Annotated in this window: 14 protein-coding genes; 9 read left to right on the top strand and 5 right to left on the bottom strand. The window is 59.1% G+C overall.

Annotated elements, in window-relative coordinates; all coding sequences use genetic code 11:
• The first annotated feature begins 74 nt into the window (after positions 1-74).
• Complete coding sequence (locus RVM26_RS15410; RefSeq protein WP_287804643.1) at positions 75-557, top strand: tRNA (cytidine(34)-2'-O)-methyltransferase; 483 nt, start codon at positions 75-77, stop codon at positions 555-557.
• Here the strand turns inward: RVM26_RS15410 and pyrE are convergent.
• On the bottom strand, positions 554-1,219 hold the full coding sequence (pyrE, locus tag RVM26_RS15405; RefSeq protein WP_498941780.1) for an orotate phosphoribosyltransferase: 666 nt from the start codon (positions 1,217-1,219) through the stop codon (positions 554-556). The genes RVM26_RS15410 and pyrE overlap by 4 nt on opposite strands.
• A 151-nt stretch (positions 1,220-1,370) precedes the next feature.
• Between pyrE and RVM26_RS15400 the strand changes: the two genes are divergently transcribed.
• Positions 1,371-2,138, top strand: a complete 768-nt coding sequence (locus RVM26_RS15400) for an exodeoxyribonuclease III (RefSeq protein WP_016915559.1) — start codon at positions 1,371-1,373, stop codon at positions 2,136-2,138.
• A gap of 71 nt (positions 2,139-2,209) precedes the next feature.
• Here RVM26_RS15400 and rph read toward each other — a convergent pair whose 3' ends face one another.
• Positions 2,210-2,947 carry a ribonuclease PH gene (gene rph, locus RVM26_RS15395; RefSeq protein ID WP_498939551.1) on the bottom strand — a complete coding sequence of 246 codons (738 nt, stop codon included), beginning with the start codon at positions 2,945-2,947 and terminating at the stop codon, positions 2,210-2,212.
• 150 nt (positions 2,948-3,097) lie between these two features.
• Between rph and RVM26_RS15390 the strand changes: the two genes are divergently transcribed.
• Positions 3,098-3,976 carry a YicC family protein gene (locus tag RVM26_RS15390; protein ID WP_498939549.1) on the top strand — a complete coding sequence of 293 codons (879 nt, stop codon included), beginning with the start codon at positions 3,098-3,100 and terminating at the stop codon, positions 3,974-3,976.
• A 69-nt stretch (positions 3,977-4,045) separates the two neighbouring features.
• Here RVM26_RS15390 and RVM26_RS15385 read toward each other — a convergent pair whose 3' ends face one another.
• The gene (locus RVM26_RS15385) at positions 4,046-4,525 is read right to left on the bottom strand and encodes an Lrp/AsnC family transcriptional regulator (protein ID WP_498939547.1); all 480 of its coding nucleotides are present in this window, start codon (positions 4,523-4,525) and stop codon (positions 4,046-4,048) included.
• Between the two features lie 135 nt (positions 4,526-4,660).
• Between RVM26_RS15385 and RVM26_RS15380 the strand changes: the two genes are divergently transcribed.
• Positions 4,661-5,701, top strand: coding sequence for a zinc-dependent alcohol dehydrogenase family protein (locus RVM26_RS15380; RefSeq protein WP_498939545.1), 1,041 nt, complete (start codon positions 4,661-4,663; stop codon positions 5,699-5,701).
• A 201-nt stretch (positions 5,702-5,902) separates the two neighbouring features.
• Here the strand turns inward: RVM26_RS15380 and RVM26_RS15375 are convergent, their stop codons facing one another.
• Positions 5,903-6,826 carry a LysR family transcriptional regulator gene (locus tag RVM26_RS15375; protein WP_498939543.1) on the bottom strand — a complete coding sequence of 308 codons (924 nt, stop codon included), beginning with the start codon at positions 6,824-6,826 and terminating at the stop codon, positions 5,903-5,905.
• Between the two features lie 144 nt (positions 6,827-6,970).
• Here RVM26_RS15375 and RVM26_RS15370 point away from each other — a divergent pair, with 144 nt between their 5' ends.
• The gene (locus RVM26_RS15370; protein WP_226249065.1) at positions 6,971-7,648 is read left to right on the top strand and encodes an FMN-dependent NADH-azoreductase; all 678 of its coding nucleotides are present in this window, start codon (positions 6,971-6,973) and stop codon (positions 7,646-7,648) included.
• Positions 7,649-7,881: 233 nt separating this feature from the next.
• Positions 7,882-8,757, top strand: a complete 876-nt coding sequence (locus RVM26_RS15365; protein WP_498939541.1) for a pirin family protein — start codon at positions 7,882-7,884, stop codon at positions 8,755-8,757.
• Positions 8,758-8,765: 8 nt separating this feature from the next.
• Here the strand turns inward: RVM26_RS15365 and RVM26_RS15360 are convergent, their stop codons facing one another.
• Positions 8,766-9,392 (bottom strand): DNA-3-methyladenine glycosylase family protein, encoded by a 627-nt coding sequence (locus RVM26_RS15360; RefSeq protein ID WP_498939539.1) that lies wholly within the window; start codon positions 9,390-9,392, stop codon positions 8,766-8,768.
• Between the two features lie 147 nt (positions 9,393-9,539).
• Between RVM26_RS15360 and RVM26_RS15355 the strand changes: the two genes are divergently transcribed.
• From RVM26_RS15355 to RVM26_RS15345, 3 genes are all read left to right on the top strand, one after another.
• Complete coding sequence (locus tag RVM26_RS15355; RefSeq protein ID WP_498941778.1) at positions 9,540-10,883, top strand: type II toxin-antitoxin system HipA family toxin; 1,344 nt, start codon at positions 9,540-9,542, stop codon at positions 10,881-10,883.
• Complete coding sequence (locus tag RVM26_RS15350; RefSeq protein WP_039178947.1) at positions 10,880-11,200, top strand: helix-turn-helix transcriptional regulator; 321 nt, start codon at positions 10,880-10,882, stop codon at positions 11,198-11,200. The genes RVM26_RS15355 and RVM26_RS15350 overlap by 4 nt, the downstream gene beginning before the upstream one ends.
• A gap of 150 nt (positions 11,201-11,350) precedes the next feature.
• On the top strand, positions 11,351-12,562 hold the full coding sequence (locus tag RVM26_RS15345) for an MFS transporter (RefSeq protein WP_039178944.1): 1,212 nt from the start codon (positions 11,351-11,353) through the stop codon (positions 12,560-12,562).
• The last annotated feature ends 90 nt before the right edge of the window (positions 12,563-12,652 follow it).

Raw genomic sequence — 12,652 nt, 5'->3', positions numbered from 1 at the left:
AGTGTTTCCGAGTGATTTCCATTACAATCAGCCGCGCTGACAACGGCACCATAGACCAATCATGGCAGGTAGTGATGTTTGAAGTAGCGCTCTTCGAGCCACGCATGGCTCCCAATACGGGCAATATTATGCGCCTGGTGGCGAACAACGGCTGCCGCCTGCATCTCATCGAACCGCTGGGCTTCGATCTCGAAGAGAAAAAGCTGCGGCGTGCGGGGCTCGATTACCGTGACCTGGCCAACGTCACCCGTCACGCTGATTTCGCGGCGTTCTACACGGCCATGCAGGGGCGTACTCTCTGGGCGATTACCACCAAAGGCACCCGCGCCCACAGTGATGCCAACTTCGCACCGGGGGATGTGCTGCTGTTCGGCTCGGAAACCGCCGGGCTCTCCCCCGAGGTGCACGCCATGCTGCCCGCAGAGCAAAAACTGCGCATTCCCATGCAGCCCAACAACCGCAGCCTGAACCTCTCCAACGCCGTGGCGGTGGTCAGTTACGAAGCGTGGCGCCAACAAGACTACGCTGGCGCACTGCCCATGGGCGACGCAACCTAACCGGCGATACCGTAGCGGTCGCGGTACGCACGCACGGCCTCGGCATGGCTGCTGAGGTCGCTACCTGACTGCTCTTCCAGGTAGGTGAGCACTTGCTCAAGCGACACGATGCTGACCACCGGCATGCCATACTGGGACTGCACTTCCTGGATGGCGCTCTGCTCGCCCTGGCCACGCTCCTGGCGGTCCAGTGCAATGATCACGCCGCCCGCCCGAGCGCCGCTCTGCTCGATCAGGGTCATGACTTCGCGGATGGCCGTGCCCGCCGTGATCACGTCATCGATGATCAAGATATCGCCCGCCAGCTCAGCCCCCACGATGTTACCGCCTTCACCGTGGGTCTTGGCTTCCTTGCGATTGAAGGCGTAAGGCATGTCACGGTCGTGGTGGTCGGCCAGGGCCGCCGCGGTGACCGCCGCCAGGGGAATGCCCTTGTAGGCCGGGCCGAACAGCACATCGGCCTGCAGGCCGCTATCGACAATCGCCTGGGCATAGAAACGCCCCTGCTTGGCCAGCGCTCGACCCGTCTGGAACAGGCCCGCGTTGAAAAAGTAAGGGCTTACTCGCCCCGACTTCAGTGTGAACTCGCCAAACTTGAGCACGCCCTGCTCAATAGCGAAGGCAATGAAATCGCGTTGGTAGGGTTGTAGAGTGGTGGCCACGGCGGTGTTCTCTTGTCGGTAGGTGTGGTCGATAGGAATGTAAGTCAAACGCAACAATAAAACGGGGCTAAATAGCAAGAATTGGTTTGTCTATTTACCCAAACGTCTAAACGTCGGGTATCATACAGCAGCGACGCAAAAGGGACGATTTATGAAAATTGCCAGCATCAATGTCAATGGTATTCGTGATGCCGTCGACCGTGGCTTCCTGGACTGGCTGGCTCAGCAGGATGCCGACGTGGTCTGCGTGCAGAACATCAAGGCAAAAAGTTTTGAACTGGGTGACCATATTCTCTATCCGGAAGGCTACGAAGGCTACTTCCTGGATGCCGAGGAGGATGGTTTCGCCGGTGTGGCGCTCTATTGCCGCAAAATCCCCAAGGCCATCATGTACGGCCTGGGGTTTCCTCAGTGCGATCACGAAGGGCGCTTTCTGCAGGCGGACTACGACCGTTTCAGCATTGCCACTTTCCTGATGCCCGACGGAAGTGACCAGAAAGCCAAGCAGGCGTTCATGGAGCAGTACCAGGAGTACCTGACGAAGATGTCGCGCAAGCGCCGCGAATACATCATCTGCGGTACCTGGCACATTGCCCACAAGACCGTCGACCTGGCCAACTGGTCGGACAATCAGCTCACCTCCGGCTTCCGCCCGGAAGAGCGTGCCTGGATGGACCAGGTACTGGGCCCAACCGGTTTCATCGACACCTTCCGCGAGATCAATCGCGATGCTGGCGAATACACTTGGTGGCCCAAGCTGGACCAGGAAGTACCCCGGGACCGGCAGGAAGGCTGGCGGATCGACTACCAGCTGGTCGGCCCCAACTTCCGGCGCCATGTGGTAGACGCGTGGATTGATTACGATGCGACCTTCTCCGAGTTCGCACCGCTGATCGTTGAGTATGATTTAGCGCTCTAAGCGTTAGCTACTTCCCGCGTCGCACCGGCAACAGGCCAGCTTACCGCTGGCCTGTTGCGTTTCAGGCCCGCCTAGCCGCGAATGCCCAGCGCTTCACGCTGCTTCTCGCGCAGCTCTTCACCGGCTTTTTCGGCCAGGTCCAGCATGGCGTTCAGTTCCTGGCGGTTGAACGCGCCCGCTTCAGCGGTGCCCTGCACCTCGATCAGCTCGGCGTTTTCGGTCATCACCACGTTCAGGTCGGTATCGGCCTTGCTGTCTTCCGGGTAGTCCAGGTCCAGCACCGGCACGCCCTTGTAAATGCCCACGGAAATGGCGCTGACCAACTGCTTGAAGGGGTCGCCCTTGATCTTCTTTTCCCGCTGCAGGTAGCGAATGGCGTCCACCAGCGCCACGCAGCCACCGGTAATGGCCGCCGTGCGCGTGCCGCCATCGGCCTGGATGACATCGCAATCCACGGTAATGGTGAACTCTCCCAGCTTCTTCAAATTCACCGCCGCGCGCAGGCTACGGCCAATCAGCCGCTGAATCTCCAGCGTGCGACCACCCTGCTTGCCTTTGGTGGCTTCGCGGTTGCTGCGGGAGTGCGTGGCGCGGGGCAGCATGCCGTACTCCGCCGTAATCCAGCCCTGATTCTTGCCACGCAGCCAGCGCGGTACGCCTGCTTCCACGCTGGCGTTGCACAGCACCTTGGTCTCGCCAAATTCCACCAGCACAGAGCCTTCGGCATGGCGCGTGAAGTCGCGGGTCAAACGAATCTCACGGAGCTGGTTGGCCTCGCGACCGCTGGGGCGAACTACATCAGGACGCATAGCACCTCACATCATCATTACGTTGAAAAGGCCCACCATTGTACACGTCAACGCCACTCGGCACGGGGCTATTCAGGCCAGGCCCATTCAAGCCACCCCGCCCCGACAAGATCAGGTAGACTGAACAAAACGCGACCCACAGGAGCCCCCATGGCCAGCCCCCGCCACGTTCACAGCATGACCGCCTTCGCCCGCACCGAGCAGGCCGCTCCGTTTGGCACCCTGCAGGTCGAGATACGTTCGGTGAACCAGCGCTACCTGGAGCCGCATTTTCGTTTGCACGAAAGCCTGCGTGACCTGGAGCCGCTGCTGCGCGAAGCGCTGCGTACCCGCCTGGCGCGTGGCAAGGTGGAGTGCAGCGTGCGTTTCGAGAGCGCCGACACCGCCCAGGCACCGGCGGTGAACATCGCGCGCCTGCAAGAGATTGCCGACGCCCTGGCGGCCATTCAGCAGCAGGTGCCCAGCGCCGTACCGCCTACCACTCTGGCGCTGCTCAACCAGCCCGGCGTGATGGAAACCCAGCACCTGGACCAGGACGCCATCAAAGCCGCCGCCAACGCGCTGTTTGACCAAGCCTTGGATGAGCTGATCGACGCCCGCGCCCGCGAAGGCGAAAAGCTGGCCGAGATGATCACCACCCGCCTGGACGCCGTCAGCGAGCAAGTGGCCACCGTGCGCAGCCTGCTGCCGCAGATTCTGGAACGCCAGCGCGCTCAACTGCTGGAACGATTGGAAGTCGCCAAGACCGAACTCGACCCCCAGCGCCTGGAAGCCGAACTGGTACTGGTGGCCCAAAAAGCCGACGTGGACGAAGAGCTAGATCGCCTCACCGCGCACATCGACGAAGTACGCCACCAGCTCGCCCAAAAAGGCCCCAAAGGCCGCCGCCTGGACTTCCTGATGCAGGAGCTTAACCGCGAAGCCAACACGCTCTCGTCAAAATCGGTAGTGGCTGAGACGACCCGCTGCGCGGTTGAGCTGAAGGTGTTGATCGAGCAGATGCGGGAGCAGATTCAGAATATTGAGTGAAACAGTTGAGCAAAGTATCTGTAACAGGATGCGGAGCAGTTTGTTAACACCCTTTCCCAACCCGCTCCCTTACAGCCCCAGCAACTCTCTAACCGGCAAGTGGCTTGTCGCCTTCATTTCTCGCAGGGAAATATTGGAACGGATGCTCGATACCCCAGGCAGTTGGCGTAGCACCTTCTCTACGAAGTGGCTGTAATCATCGAGGTCGCGGGCGATAACCTGTAGCAGGAAGTCCGCTTCGCCGGTGGTGTTATGGCAACTGAGTACCCGGGAGCTGGCCTGGATAATGCGCTCGAACTCCGCGGTGGCCGCTTCGCTGTGCTGGGTGCAGGTGATCTGTACAAATGCCAGCACATTACCGCCAAGCTTTTGCCGGTTCAGCGTGGCTTGGTAGCCTTCGATCACGCCCAACTCCTCCAGACGTTTATGGCGTCGCCAACAGGTGGCTTCGCTCATCCCCAGCCGCTCGGCCAGTTTGGCGTTGGATAGCCGACCATCGGCTTGAAGGCTATCGACTATTTGGGCGTCTACTTTATCCAGTTGGCTCATTTGAATAACTCTTTCATATTTATGTGATTAGTGGAAAGAGTGCTTCAAAATCAGTCTATTTGTCCATTTATCAGAAAAGTAATTTCAGGCGTGGTTGGTTATATTGAATCAACTAAAAGCACCTAGGAGTTACTCATGAAAGCGGTTGTTTTTGAGCAATTTTCCGCTCCACCCCAGATTCAACACCTGCCTGACCCTACGCCTGAGTCGCATGGCGTGGTGGTGAAGGTAATGGCCAATGGAGTGTGCCGCAGCGACTGGCATGGCTGGGTGGGGCACGATAGCGATATTCAGCTACCCCATGTGCCAGGGCACGAGCTGGCAGGCGTAGTCGAAGCCGCGGGTAAAGACGTACAGAAATGGCGCATTGGCGACCGCGTCACGGTGCCGTTCGTGGGTGGGTGCGGCACTTGCCCAGAGTGCCACTCCGGCAATCATCAGGTGTGCGATAGCCAGTTTCAGCCCGGTTTTACACACTGGGGCTCCTTTGCAGAGTATGTGAGTATTCACTACGCTGACGTTAATTTAGTCGCATTACCCGAGACGCTCGATTTTGCAACGGCCGCCAGCTTGGGCTGTCGCTTCGTTACTTCATTTCGGGCGGTGGTCGATCAGGGGAAAACATCGGCCGGGCAGTGGGTGGCGGTTCATGGCTGCGGTGGTGTGGGTCTTTCTGCCGTGATGATTGCCAATGCTATCGGCGCTAACGTGGTTGCCATCGATATTTCAGAAGATGCGCTTAATCTAGCCCGTCAATTAGGTGCCGTTGCCACGGTGAATGCCGCCAAGGTCGCCAATGTGGTGGAAGCGGTGGCCGAAATCACCCGGGGAGGCGCTCATGTATCCCTGGATGCGCTAGGCCACCCGACGACCTGTTTTAACTCCATCAGCAACCTTCGTAAACGGGGCAAACATATTCAGGTTGGGCTGATGTTGGCTGAGAACAGCACCCCCGCTATTCCCATGAGCAAGGTGATCGCCAATGAGCTTGAAATACTCGGCAGTCATGGCATGCAGGCACACCGTTATGATGCCATGCTGGCGATGATTCAATCGGGCAAGCTGGCGCCGGAAAAGCTGATTGGCAAGCGGATTACGCTTGAACAGTCGATTGATACGCTGATGAATATGGATAAGTTTGAAGGGGCGGGTGTGACGGTGGTGACCGAGTTTTGAAATCATGGTTTGGCGTTTAGCCCTATAGGATGGCGGCGTTTTTTTCCAAACTCAGGCCGGGCGATCACCATCAACCGCAAAGCCACCAGCATATCTTTAGTCCCTACTATTAACGTCCTAAACACCTGGGAGCAGGCGTTTAGGCCTGCTGGCTCACTAACAGGCGCTCACCTCTACGCTTCTGCTTGGCATGCTGGGCTTTCAGGGGCGCACAGGAATGTGTGGTAATACCTTTTTAGTCGATGCTGCGGCAAAGATCCCTCGCAGCCATTTGGCCACTGACTCAAGGGCAGCGTGGTCGCTGAAACGTGCATGCCGAACCAACTGATAGCGCAGCCCGGGCAGGTTTGGCCCGAAAGGCACCTCCAGTACGCTGCGCTCGAGTTCCGCCTTTACCAGGGTCAGGCTAAGTAATGCCACACCCTGGCCAGCGATAGCGGCCTGGATGGCATGGCTCTCGTCGGAAAAGATCAGGCTGGGCCCTAGGTCAGTAATAGTGCCGCCCGCGGCCTGGCACCAGTGCTGCCACGACGGTAGACCCAGCGTAGCGCAGTACCAGTCGAAAACGATATGGCGAACCGTTTTCAAATCTTCGTATCCGCTTAGATTCAACTGCGGGCTAGCTACCAGGGCAAAAGTGTCTTCGGCCAATACGTCCACCTCATGCTCCGGGTAAGGGCCCATGCCGTAGCGAATCGCCAGCGCAGCACCACGTGAAAGATCCAGGGGGGCTTCGCTAGCGTGAATGCGCAAGTCGATCTCGGGGTTCTGGGCATGGAAGTCGGTCAGCCGAGGCAACAGCCACTGGCTGGCGAAAGCCGGAGTGCAGGAGAGCGTGACACTGCCGCCATTACCCTGCTCACGCAGTGCCTCCAGGGCGTCGCTGAAGGTATCGAAGCCACGTTGTAACACCGGGAACAGGTGCTCCGCCGCTGGCGTTGGCACCACCCTGCGTATGCGGCGCTCGAACAAGGCTACGCCCAGCAGCGCTTCCAGTTCGCGCACCTGATGGCTGATGGCCGCCGGTGTAACGGCCAGCTCTTCGGCAGCCTGCTTGAAGCTACGATGACGCGCCGCCGCCTCGAAGGCGCGCAGTTGGGAGAGTGGCAGTCGGCGTCGATGCATATGGGCCCTTTGTGTAAATGTTTTATAGACAAATTCAGCTTGTCTATCTTTCAAGAATAGATCGTTTGTCGAACCGCTGTCATGTGGAAGATCCTGTTATCCACGCAACACCATAGATGAATTTAACTGACAGGAGACTCCTTCATGGCTAATCTACTTCACTTAGATGCCAGCGCGCGCCCCGGCCGTTCTGGTGTCGATTCTCACGGTTCCCACTCCCGGCGCCTCAGTGCCCATTTCGTCGAACAATGGCAGCAGGCGCGCCCTGGTGACCGCATCCTCTATCGCGACCTAGGTCAGCACCCGCCGCGGCCCGTTAGCGGCGACTGGATTCATGCTGCATTCACCAAGCCGGAGGCACGCGAGCCCTGGATGCTCGACGCCCTGTCTGAGAGCGATACTCTGGTCGATGAGCTGCTGGAAGCCGATGTGATTGTCGCCGGTGTGCCAATGTATAACTTCGGCGTTCCCGCCGGATTCAAGGCTTATATCGATAATATCGTGCGGGTCGGGCGCACCTTCGGTTTCGACCGCTCGCGCCAGGGGCTGCCCTACTGGCCTATGCTGACCGACATGCACAAACAGATGGTAGTGCTGGGTTCCCGGGGTGACTACGGCTACGAACCAGGCGAACGCATGGCCCATGCTAACCACGTCGAACCGCATATTCGTACCGTGTTCGGCTACCTAGGCATAGATAAAGTGCACGGTATTGCAGTGGAGTATGACGAATTTGGTGATGAACGCCTGCAGAAGTCGCTGGCTCAAGCTGAGAGGAATATAAAGGCACTGGTGGCGGAACTAGGTAGATCTCTTACATAGAAGCCGATGAGTGAGCTAAGGCAAGCAGGACACGTCGTGTGTGAACCTGCTTATCGTTGCGGTGGGCCCAGAGGGTGCGAATTTCAACGGGTGAGGCGGTTACGTATTAGTAAGTAGATGTATGTTGGCAAAGCAATTACCCATCAATTTCCTGCAACGAAGCGAGGCAAATTATTCGCTCCTCATCATCGGGCTGAGGTTTTACGCTGGGCGATATTGATAAGGAGTAAGTTATGCCAGCAAACACTAACCAAGCCGTGCGCCGTGTCATCGCTCAGCACCCGGCCAAGCGCGATGATATTGGCGATTTAACCACTCGTCGGCCGCTGCCGGGGCCAGGGCTGGATCAGCTTGATCCGTTTCTGTTTCTCAACCACCACGGCCCGCAGACCTATCCGGCCAATAACCGTGGGCTGCCGTTTGGCCCGCATCCTCACCGTGGCTTTGAGACGGTGACCTTTATTCTCGAGGGCTCGCTGGCCCACGCGGACAGCGCCAGGCATCAAAGCGTGATCAATGCGGGCGGCGTGCAGTGGATGACCGCGGGCAGCGGTATTGTGCATGCGGAAATTTCGCCACCTGAGTTTTTGCGCGACGGTGGCCCGCTGGAAATTTTACAGCTATGGGTCAACCTGCCTGCGCGCTTGAAAATGAGTGAGCCGCGCTATGTGGGCTTGCAGCAGGAAGGCATTCCCGCCGTTCCCCTGGCGGGCGGCGGTACGCTCAACCTGATTGCCGGGGAGTGGCAAGGGCAGTCAGGCCCGATCGAGTCGCTGACCGGCGTGTTCATGTCCACACTCGCGCTGCCTGCGGGTGCCCATGAGCAGCTTCCCGTGGCCCCTGGGCGGCAGGTGTTTCTATACGTGGTGAGTGGTGACGTGACGGTGGGCGGCGAGCCTGCCAAAGCGCACCATTTGATCGAACTCGACCGTGACGGCGAAAGCCTTGCCATCGAGGCAGCCAGCGATGCGCGTCTGCTGTTTGGCCATGGCGACGTCATCGATGAGCCGGTCTATTCCCATGGCCCCTTCGTGATGACCACCCGCGACGAGATCGTGCAGGCGGTAGAGGATTACCAGAGCGGCAAGTTTGGCGGGCTGACGCTGTAACCGCCGCGCTAAACCGGCTCGCCGCGATAGTAGTGCCATAAAAACAGCGACCCCACGCTGCGCCAGGGGGCCCAGGGTTCCACCAACTGGCGGGCCTGTTTCGGCGTGGGTTTGTCCTCCATGCCCTTCAGGCGGCCCAGCGCCACTCTTAACGCAAGGTCGTCGGCGGGGAAGATATCGGGGCGCTTGAGCGAGAACATCAGGTAGATCTCGGCGCTCCAGCGGCCAAACCCACGCAGCTGGGTAATCGCGGCAATCGCCTCGTCATCGCTGAGGTGCGCCAAGCCATCGGCGCTAAACGTGCCCGCAAGCTCCGCCTCTGCCAGCCCTTTGGCATACTCGATCTTGCGCCACGACAAGCCTGCATCCCGCAGCGCCTGGCCTTCCACCTCCATCACCGCTTTGGCGTGCAGCTCCGGCAGCAGCGTATTCACCCGGCCCATGATGGCCCGTGCGGCCTCGGTGGAGATCTGCTGGCTGACGATGGTCGAGAAGAAAGTGGCAAACCCGGAGTCGCGCTGGCGCGGGCTGGGCGCACCCACCAGGGGGTAGGCACGCGCAATGTCGGGGTCGGCATGGGCCAATGCCTGCATGGCGTGCTCGATCATATCAACGGGCGTTTGATCAGACGGCATGATATCTCCTGAGATAAATGGGTATTAAATTGCTCATTTAGGATATTTTGATTTTAATTTGAGTATTAAAGTGCACATTATGCTGCTTCGAACTACACTTTTGAGCATTAAACTACTCATTAAATGACGCGTTAAGGGTGAGCCGTGTTGCTAACCGTTCAAGCCTTCCATCAAGGGCAGTGGCACGATGCTGCCGAGCTGGTGTTCGAGCATCCAGAGCGGGGCCGTCGAGGGCCTGCGCGTTTGGGCTACCTTACCGATTATGCCCTTGAGTGGCTGGATCACGACGATGAGCACGCCTGTAGCCTTCGTTTGCCTATCGAGTTGATGAATACCCATCAATCGCCACGCTGGTTCACTTTTTTAGACGATATCATGCCCTCTGGGGCCAGCCGCCGTTACTGGGTCGCGCAGTTGGGTATATCGGCACTTGGTGAGGCGGAGCAGGATGTCGCGCTACTGGCCAAGGGAACGATTGCGCCAGTGGGCAATTTACGTATCAAAGAGGCCCTTCCTGAGCGCCCTGCTGGCAGCACGCTGGAGCAGCAGCGCTTTGCAATGGTGGATGTCGTCAATCGGGATAGCGACTTTCTGGCCTATGCGCAGCAGATGGGGGCTGCTGGAGGGGGCGCCACTGGGGCCGGTGGTGAGGCGCCCAAGCTGCTGTTGCGCTGTTCATCAGATGATCAGGTCTGGATTGATACCTATCAGGACGATCCGGCGAATATCGATCAGCACTATCTGGTGAAATTTCCTCGCGGTCAGCGCACGGTGATCGATAACGACATATTGCGTGCGGAGTACTACTTCTATCACGAGTTAGCGGCCCTGGGCGTCGCGACCATCGATACCCAAGGGATGCGTCTGATCGAAGGTGCGCGATATCCATCGCTCTGGTTGCCCCGCTTTGATGTGGGCTATCAAGAGGGAGCGCTCGCGCGGTATGGCCTGGAGTCTGTTTACTCCGTCATGGGGAAAGAGCCGGGAAGCTTCTTGAATCATTTTGCCGTGGTCGGGGTGTTGGTGGATATGTTGAGCCAACAATTCCGCGTACGTGAGTCGGGTGACCATTTCGATACGGCGCGCTTTGTCAGTGAGTGGGTGAAACGCGACCTGCTCAATGTTGCGTTTGCCAATAGCGACAATCATGGCCGCAATGCGGCGCTGCTGAAAACACCGCAAGGAACCTGGTGGGCACCGGTGTACGATTTTGCGCCCATGAAGGCAGATCCTGAGGGAATCGTCAGAACCATTACCTGGGGGGCGCCGTTTGAAGAAGGGCGAGAGTTTAACTGGGCCGCCATTGCAGAGCGCCTGAGCGTTTATCTTCCACCAGAGCGGCTCATGGCAGAGCTGAAAGCCTTGGGTAGCCAGCTGGTGGGCTTGAAGAAACGGCTAGCGCAGCGGGGTGTACCCAATACCATTTTGGCATTGGATGCGGTGGGGTTGGATCATCTGGATGCCAAGCTGCAGCGCTGGGGGTTGGTATGAAGCGCAAAGAGCTCACCAGCATCGAGCGGGAGGCGTTGCTGACGACATTAGCGGCTCAACTGGTGCGCGAAGAAATCAGCTCTGGTCAGGTGCTGCGTCAGCTCCGCCGTGAGGTACTGGGCATGTCGCAGACCCAATACGCCGACCTGGTGGGCATCAGCCGTCGTTCGCTGTCAGACCTGGAAGCCGATAAGGCAAGCCCTACCGTGGCGCTGCTCAATCAGGTCTTCCGGCCGCTGGGTCTGCAGGTAGGCTTGCTGCCGCGCAACCGCGAGCTGCGCGAGCGCTTGTTGTCAGCCAATGCCACGAGGGACTAATCCTCTTGGTTTATCGTTGGATGATTGAGTTCGCACGCTAACTTTTTTCATGCCTTGTATTTCTACTTTCGTCTAATCCTGCCATCATTTGCGGTTATCCAGGATCGTTTCAGTGAACAGGCGCGTTATCCCGCGCCTGGGGAGTGAGGTATGCAAGCATCATCAACGGGGCTGGCGCGGCATCCGCGGTGGGCGGAGTTCGTGCTGGCGCTGGGCGGGTTCGGTATCGGCACCAGCGAGTTCGTCATCATGGGGTTGATGAACCGCGTGGCGGAAGACCTGGCCGTGAGCGTGCCGCAGGTAGGCTATTCCATCAGCAGCTATGCCCTGGGGGTCGTGGTGGGGGCGCCGCTGATTTCGGCGCTGGCCGCGCGGGTGCCCAAGCGAGCGCTGCTGATTGCGCTGATGCTGGTGTTTGCCGTGGGCAATATTGCCAGCGCCATGGCGCCAGGGTTCTGGTCGTTCGTGGGGCTACGCTTTCTGGCCGGGCTGCCCCACGGGGCCTACTTTGGCGTGGCGGCGCTGGTGGCAGCAGGCGCCGTGCCGGTCGATCAACGGGCGCGGGCCATTGCCCGGGTGATGATGGGGCTGACGGTGGCCATTCTGATCGGGGCGCCGCTGGGCACCTGGGCAGGCAACCTGTTTGGTTGGCAAATTGCCTTTGCCGGGGTGGGCGTGATTGCTCTGCTGACGGCGCTGTTGATTCGCCTCTGTGTGCCCGTGCAGCCCTTCGATGCCCAGGCCAGCCCGCTGCGTGAGCTTTCGGCGCTGGTCAAGCAGCGTGTGCTGGTGACCATTGCCATTGCCTGCATCGGCTGTGGCGGCATGTTCTCGATTTTCAGCTACGTCATGCCCACCTTGACCCAGCAGGCGGGCATGCGTGAAGCCCTGGGCCCCTTGGTGCTGGTCATCTTTGGCCTCGGCTCCATCGTGGGCAACCTGATCGGTGGGCGCATGGCCGATAAAAACCTGATGCGGGCAATCCCCGCCATCCTGGTATGGTGCGCGGTGGTGCAGGGGCTGTTCTACTTTGCCGCCAATCAGGTGTGGAGCGGGCTGCTGTTCGTTGGCCTGGTCGGCACCAGCATGGCCCTGGCGCCTTCACTGCAAACACGCTTGATGGACGTGGCGGAAGATGCCCAGACCATGGCGGCTTCCATGAATCATGCGGCGTTCAACGGGGCCAATGCGCTGGGGGCGTGGCTGGCGGGCCTGGTGATCAGTGCCGGGTTCAGCTGGTCGAGCACCGGGCTGGTGGGAACGGGGCTGGCGCTGTGCGGGCTGGTCATTTTTGCCTGGGGGCGCTGGCTTGAAAAGCGCGCTGAAGCCCCTGGCCAAACCGTGGCGCAAGGCTATAAATAAGCGTTTTCTCAAGCAAGACAAGGGGCATTAAAGGTGGCAAAAAAGCTGGAGTGTTCCTAGGGTGTAAGATGCAACCCATAAGGAGGTGAC

This window comes from Halomonas sp. KM072, assembly GCF_050710315.1.
In the GTDB taxonomy this organism is placed as follows: domain Bacteria; phylum Pseudomonadota; class Gammaproteobacteria; order Pseudomonadales; family Halomonadaceae; genus Vreelandella; species Vreelandella hamiltonii.
The sequence above is the reverse complement of the archived record's forward strand: the minus strand, read 5'-3'. Positions and strand labels throughout refer to the sequence as shown.

What these genes read in the sequence shown, in the direction of transcription:
- RVM26_RS15410 (WP_287804643.1), top strand. Translation starts at nt 75, where the DNA reads ATGTTTGAAGTAGCGCTCTTCGAGCCACGCATGGCTCCCAATACGGGC.
- RVM26_RS15400 (WP_016915559.1), top strand. Translation starts at nt 1,371, where the DNA reads ATGAAAATTGCCAGCATCAATGTCAATGGTATTCGTGATGCCGTCGAC.
- rph (WP_498939551.1), bottom strand. Translation starts at nt 2,947, where the DNA reads ATGCGTCCTGATGTAGTTCGCCCCAGCGGTCGCGAGGCCAACCAGCTC.
- RVM26_RS15390 (WP_498939549.1), top strand. Translation starts at nt 3,098, where the DNA reads ATGGCCAGCCCCCGCCACGTTCACAGCATGACCGCCTTCGCCCGCACC.
- RVM26_RS15385 (WP_498939547.1), bottom strand. Translation starts at nt 4,525, where the DNA reads ATGAGCCAACTGGATAAAGTAGACGCCCAAATAGTCGATAGCCTTCAA.
- RVM26_RS15380 (WP_498939545.1), top strand. Translation starts at nt 4,661, where the DNA reads ATGAAAGCGGTTGTTTTTGAGCAATTTTCCGCTCCACCCCAGATTCAA.
- RVM26_RS15375 (WP_498939543.1), bottom strand. Translation starts at nt 6,826, where the DNA reads ATGCATCGACGCCGACTGCCACTCTCCCAACTGCGCGCCTTCGAGGCG.
- RVM26_RS15370 (WP_226249065.1), top strand. Translation starts at nt 6,971, where the DNA reads ATGGCTAATCTACTTCACTTAGATGCCAGCGCGCGCCCCGGCCGTTCT.
- RVM26_RS15365 (WP_498939541.1), top strand. Translation starts at nt 7,882, where the DNA reads ATGCCAGCAAACACTAACCAAGCCGTGCGCCGTGTCATCGCTCAGCAC.
- RVM26_RS15360 (WP_498939539.1), bottom strand. Translation starts at nt 9,392, where the DNA reads ATGCCGTCTGATCAAACGCCCGTTGATATGATCGAGCACGCCATGCAG.
- RVM26_RS15350 (WP_039178947.1), top strand. Translation starts at nt 10,880, where the DNA reads ATGAAGCGCAAAGAGCTCACCAGCATCGAGCGGGAGGCGTTGCTGACG.
- RVM26_RS15345 (WP_039178944.1), top strand. Translation starts at nt 11,351, where the DNA reads ATGCAAGCATCATCAACGGGGCTGGCGCGGCATCCGCGGTGGGCGGAG.